The 4907-nt window shown below is 43.2% G+C and carries 3 protein-coding genes; 2 read left to right on the top strand and 1 reads right to left on the bottom strand.

Annotated elements, in window-relative coordinates; genetic code table 11:
• The first annotated feature begins 720 nt into the window (after nt 1-720).
• Complete coding sequence (locus WG906_RS19295; RefSeq protein ID WP_339994531.1) at nt 721-1758, top strand: LLM class flavin-dependent oxidoreductase; 1038 nt, start codon at nt 721-723, stop codon at nt 1756-1758.
• Between the two features lie 78 nt (nt 1759-1836).
• Here WG906_RS19295 and WG906_RS19290 read toward each other — a convergent pair whose 3' ends face one another.
• Nucleotides 1837-2766, bottom strand: coding sequence for a DUF6929 family protein (locus WG906_RS19290; protein ID WP_339994530.1), 930 nt, complete (start codon nt 2764-2766; stop codon nt 1837-1839).
• Nucleotides 2767-3598: 832 nt separating this feature from the next.
• Between WG906_RS19290 and mnmA the strand changes: the two genes are divergently transcribed.
• A complete protein-coding gene (gene mnmA, locus WG906_RS19285) occupies nt 3599-4687 on the top strand; it encodes a tRNA 2-thiouridine(34) synthase MnmA (protein WP_339994529.1) in 1089 nt (362 codons plus the stop codon).
• The last annotated feature ends 220 nt before the right edge of the window (nt 4688-4907 follow it).

Genomic DNA, 4907 nt, shown 5'->3' with positions numbered 1-4907 from the left:
CGACGCTTTACAGGAAATCGCAGCCTCCATAACAGAGTTACCCGTCAAGCCCTTTAGCAAATAACCGAAATGCGAGCGCTGGCCCGAACAGAAAAGCGGCTGAGCATTTTTCTGTTCTTGATTTTTTTGGTGACTTTTGTTTCAAGACAAAAGTTACTAGGCCTCTCCGCGGCCATGAGCGGAACACAAATCGAATCTTACAACAAGCGATATTTGATATCCCAACTCCCATGCGAATTCGATATGACGGGGAATTATGTTTTGAGCATTTTTACAGGCAACTACTGTTTCCATAAAAACGAAACCTCCCAAATCTCGTCACCTCGAACGGGCTTGTGTAGGGATTTGCGCAGAGAGAGGTCTCCACGCTATGGAAGTGTAACCTTAGTACCGCGGAGATATCTCACCCGCGCAATCCTAACACACAAATGCCGGGTTCGATATGACGGGGGATTATGTCATTTGCTTTTTTATAGGTTATTAACAGAACCCATAAAAAACGGAACCTTCCAAATCCCGTCACCTCGAGCGGCCCTGTGCGGGGATTTACGCAGGGAGAGGTCTCCAGGCTATGGACCTGTAACCTTCGTACCGCAGAGATATCTCACCCGCTCAATCCTATCACAAAAATAGCCGAGGTTCGATATGACGGTAATTATGTTATTTTCTTTTTTATAAGTAAATACGTGGTTTGATTATGTTTGATAAAAATTGAATACAATGAACTCAAGCCCTATAGAAATTGGAATTGACAGTTTTGCTGCTATGTTTAGCGGCAATGCAAGTAAAGCGATAAATGATACCGACGCCGTTGCCCAGCTGCTTGAGCGAATTGAACTGGCGGATACAACGGGCCTTGACATTTTTGGCATCGGCGAACATCACCGGAAAGGATTTCTTGATTCTGCACCCTCTCTTATTTTAGCCGCCGCTGCTGCCCGTACAAAGAAAATCCGCCTTACCAGTGCGGTTACTGTGCTTAGTGCAGCCGATCCTGTAAGGGTATTCCAGGAATTCGCAACGCTCGACCTGATTTCGGCTGGCCGTGCCGAAATGGTAGTGGGCCGCGGATCGTTTATAGACGCCTTCCCTCTTTTTGGTTACAGTCTCAATGATTACGACCAGCTTTTTACAGAAAAACTCGACCTGTTACTCAATATTCGTGATAATGAGTTTGTCACCTGGTCGGGCAAATTCAGACCAGCCCTTCAAAATCAGCCCGTTTATCCGCGACCGGCACAAGAGCCGTTTCCGATTTGGCTGGGCGTGGGTGGTACGCCGGCTTCTTTCGCCCGGGCGGGTGCTCTTGGCTTGCCTTTAATGGTTGCTGTTATTGGAGGTGAAACACATCAGTTTCGTCCTCTTGTTGATCTGTATCGCGAAGCCGGGAAAAAAGCCGGGTTTAAGCCTGAGCAGTTAAAAGTGGGCTTGCACTCGCTGGGCTATGTAGCGGCAAGCACGAAACAGGCGGTGGATGAATTTTATCCGGGCTATGCCGAATCAATGACTAAAATAGGCAGGGAACGAGGATGGCCGCCCATGACGAGGAGCCATTTCGAAGCTCAGGCCGGACCGCGGGGTGCGTTACTGGTAGGCAGTCCGGAGGAAGTGGCGGAAAAGATTCTCCGCCATAGCGAAGCACTTGGTGGTATTACCAGGCTTACTTTCCAGCTCGATAGTGCAGAGTTACCTCATGATAAACTGATTCAGTGTATTGAGTTATTGGGCTCAAAATTAAAGCCGCTGGTAAATCGATAAGCGAAATGCCCGGCCTCCGCGGCCTTTGAGCGCATTAGCATATCGTACACCAGATAAGGAAGATTTGTAAAACGATACTTACAGTTGCAGTGCCAGGTTAAATATCCTGGTGGTGCCATTGTCGTTATCTGCAACAAGAAACAATTTCAGTTTATTCTCAGCAGTACTTAAGGCACATACAGATTCAATTTTTTGTCCCAGGAAATCATTATGAATTCCTCCTAAGGGAATCCACTGATCCGGAGCAATCTCTGCCAGGGCTAACTTAGCCGATATATCCGGTATCAAACCCAGATAACTTTCGCCAATAACACCATCGCCATAGGCACTGCTGGTTTCCTCTTCAGATGCAGTAAGTAGCAGCAGATCCATTTCCTGCAAATAAACGATTCCCGAGACGCCTGCCTTTCCGGGTAATGTTAAAGTAATGGTATGACTGGGGGCGTGCAGCAAATTTTTAACAGGACTTAGTATCAGATGATTGTTTTTGTGCCGAAGATTACTTCGGTTAACGAAAAGTAAATGATCCTTTACCAATGCCGCACCCTCCAGGTTTAACTCTGGAATTCCGCTTTCACGTATTTTTTGATAAAAGCTGCCAAGCTCTATGCGTTCTATTTGCCGGGTTTCAGGATTGAACACAAAACCGCTGTCGCGTTGCGAAGATAAAGAGCCCGATCCAAACAGGTAAAGCTTGTTCCCTATCCATTCGGACGATTCTATATCGGCCTTATCAATCTTTTTAATCCGTGTATTGGAACCGGGAAATAAGGTAATGGTGTCTGTAATATTCAGAGAGGGATCCAACACAAGCAATGTCCTGGAATCATCGCCCATTAAGTAAATGTTGCCTCCATAGAATGAAATAGTCGATCCTGAAGGATAGGCCACTAATTCTGAGGAGCTGATATAGCTAAGCTGAGCCTTTTTCGTAGTATTAGAGTTAAATGGTTTACAGCAACATAATGTACCTGTTACAATAATCAAATATATCAGGTTTTTCGGCATGCCAGGGTTTTATGATAGCAAAACTGATTATGACGGTTCTTGTTTGCTCGATTTGAAAAGCTAATTCGAACGTTCCGCGGAACCCGTTTTATAAAAAGATGAATCGGAGACATTCACATTCTTATATTACTACCTAATAGCTTTATATATAGTTTACATGAAGTTTTTATAAATATGAAAAAACTTAGTGTACCAGAGTAATGAAAATTGAACAAGTAGCTAATTTTTAGCATATTGGTTTGAATCGATATCCTAGTAAATTAACTCAGATCATACAATCAAAACATTCTCATTGGTGTATCAACATACTCAGCAATTATATTGGATAACCCAGAATATTGGAATGAATGAATGAGATGTATTGCATACTCTAAAAGGTTCATTCCTTTCCATAACCTGCCTCCTCTTTTAAGAGCACACATGGCATATTCATTAAATAAAACACATACTACTTGATTAAGCAGAGAGTGCTTAATCTTTGTTCAGGGTGCTCTGGATACTCCTCCAGTTATTCGAATTGAAGCAGAAGATAAACCTCCAACCCTATCATAAAAGGGCTGGAGAGATAGAATAGCTCGGGGACGTCAGGAGACTTGATGAGAAAAAAAAGGAGCAGTTTCCAACAAGAATTCTGGAAAAATATGAAACGGCTAAGAAATACACGCACCTAATCTGTTAAATCATATAAAGTATACTATCTATCTGATAAATAACGCTAATTAACCATTAGTTAATCTCAAATTCGACCGTTTAAGGTCCCCTTTATTACAAGTTTCTGACTCTCCGGGCTGATAAATTCTTCAAATTAAACTTATCTTTGTTGCCTTTAAAGATGAGCAAGCACGGTAGAATTTTAGTGGCAATGAGCGGCGGAGTAGACAGCTCCGTTGCAGCAGTTATGCTCCACGAGCAGGGATATGAAGTTATCGGTTTAACCATGAAAACATGGGACTATGCTTCTTCCGGAAGCTCGTCAAAAGAGACCGGCTGCTGCAGCCTTGACTCTATAAATGACGCACGAGCACTTGCTGTTGGTTATGGTTTCCCCCATTACATTTTAGATATCAGAAGTGAATTCGGCGACTTTGTAATCGACAACTTTGTAGATGAATATCTTGCGGGCCGCACCCCCAACCCCTGCGTTTTATGTAACACGCACATAAAATGGGATGCCTTATTAAAACGGGCAAACAAACTGGATTGCGAATTCATCGCGACCGGGCATTATGCCAATATTCGTCAGCACGATAATGGTCGCTATGTAATCTCTAAAGGGAAAGACGAAAATAAAGATCAATCCTATGTTCTTTGGGGCGTATCACAGGAGAATCTTGCAAGGACTAAATTCCCTTTAGGAAGTTTCGCGAAAGCAGAAATCAGGCAAATGGCTTTGGATATGGGCCAGGAAGAGCTCGCTAAAAAGAGCGAGAGCTATGAAATATGCTTCGTTCCTGATAATGATTACCGCGCATTTTTAAGAAACCGGGTTGAAGATCTGGATGAGAAAATAGGTCCGGGCAATTATATTTTAACAGATGGTACTGTTGTTGGGAAACATAAAGGGTATCCATTTTACACTATAGGTCAGCGTAAGGGACTTGGAATTGCTTTCGGTCACCCTATGTTTGTGACAGAGATTATGCCCGCGATAAACACGGTCGTCTTAGGCACCGCGGATGAACTGGAGCGCTCTACTGCCCTTGTGAGGGGATTAAACCTGATAAAATACGGAAGCATCAATGAGCCTATGGAAGCAATCACCAAGATTCGCTATAAGGACGCAGGAACGATAAGTTCTATTGTTCAGGTTGGAGAGAACATGAAAGTGGATTTCCATCATTCGGTAAGTGGAATAGCCCCAGGGCAATCGGCAGTATTTTATGAGGGAAATGATTTACTAGGAGGCGGGTTTTTGTTGTAAGAGCGTCTCCTTACCAAATTGATAAATATTAAGGTTTATTATGATTTGGTTTGTACTGGATTGAAGGAAGAATAAATATTTGCAGCCTTAATCTTTGCATCATTCCCGAAAACTGCCATTACAATAGACAGATGACCTTAACATACACGCATTTGATGTCAGCGCTCAGCTTAATAGTGTTGTATTATCACTTGTCAGACACCTCCTTCTCCAAGAAACC

Origin of the sequence: Pedobacter superstes, from assembly GCF_037622515.1 — a bacterium.
Taxonomy (GTDB): domain Bacteria; phylum Bacteroidota; class Bacteroidia; order Sphingobacteriales; family Sphingobacteriaceae; genus Paradesertivirga; species Paradesertivirga superstes.
Note: the sequence above shows the minus strand (reverse complement) of the source record. Positions and strands in the feature narration are given on the sequence as shown.

What these genes read in the sequence shown, in the direction of transcription:
- WG906_RS19290 (WP_339994530.1), bottom strand. Translation starts at nt 2,766, where the DNA reads ATGCCGAAAAACCTGATATATTTGATTATTGTAACAGGTACATTATGT.
- WG906_RS19295 (WP_339994531.1), top strand. Translation starts at nt 721, where the DNA reads ATGAACTCAAGCCCTATAGAAATTGGAATTGACAGTTTTGCTGCTATG.
- mnmA (WP_339994529.1), top strand. Translation starts at nt 3,599, where the DNA reads ATGAGCAAGCACGGTAGAATTTTAGTGGCAATGAGCGGCGGAGTAGAC.